1 protein-coding gene is annotated in these 757 nt (G+C 45.6%); it reads left to right on the top strand.

Annotated elements, in window-relative coordinates; genetic code table 11:
- Window positions 1-129: 129 nt before the first annotated feature.
- A partial coding sequence (locus R7044_RS25110) for a DUF4344 domain-containing metallopeptidase (protein WP_225455984.1) occupies window positions 130-757 on the top strand: 628 nt, incomplete at its 3' end.

Consider the following 757-nt stretch of genomic DNA (forward strand, 5'->3'; position numbering starts at 1 on the left):
GCATAGTGATCTCCTTTAGGCGAGCTATAAAACGAATTGGCGCAGAGTGACAAACGCCAATCCCGATTATTCATTCGCCAAAAACATGTATAATTTTTATGCAAGTCATTCAAATAACAAGAGCTCAACATGAAAATTCAATCGCTTCTCCCTGCGCTATTACTCTGTGCCGCTTCTGCCAACGCGGCGAACAATATTCGTATCGAGTACATACCCGCAGAAACAACCCATGACAAACTTGCCGAGCAATCCATTCAAAGCAGCGATGTGAACCCGATTTTTGTTCGACTTTCTCAAGCCTACTTCCCTTTTCGTAAACCGCTCACCCTGATTTATGGCGGCGAAGATGGCCCTATGTACGATCCCGACACGCACACCATCCATATTCCGTATACGTTTTACTTGGAGTCACTCAATTACTTCTCCAACAACCAATATGAAGATCGCTACGGAAAATCGCCAAAGACTGGTGCATTAGATACCTTATTACACACTTTGCTGCATGAAGCTGGGCATGCGTACATCGAGGATCAAAGCATCCCTGTGTTGGGGAAAGAAGAAGATGCCGTTGACAATTTCGCCACTATTTTACTGATCGACTATTTAGACGATGGCGCCGATATGGCCATCAGTGCCGCCGACATGTTTGCGTTTGAGTCCGATGACAGACCCGACTATTACGATTTTGGCGAGTACATTGACGAACACAGTTTTGACCTGCAGCGTTACTTCTCCACTTTGTGCTTGGTGTATGGCA

Source organism: Vibrio sp. 1402, from assembly GCF_033340275.1.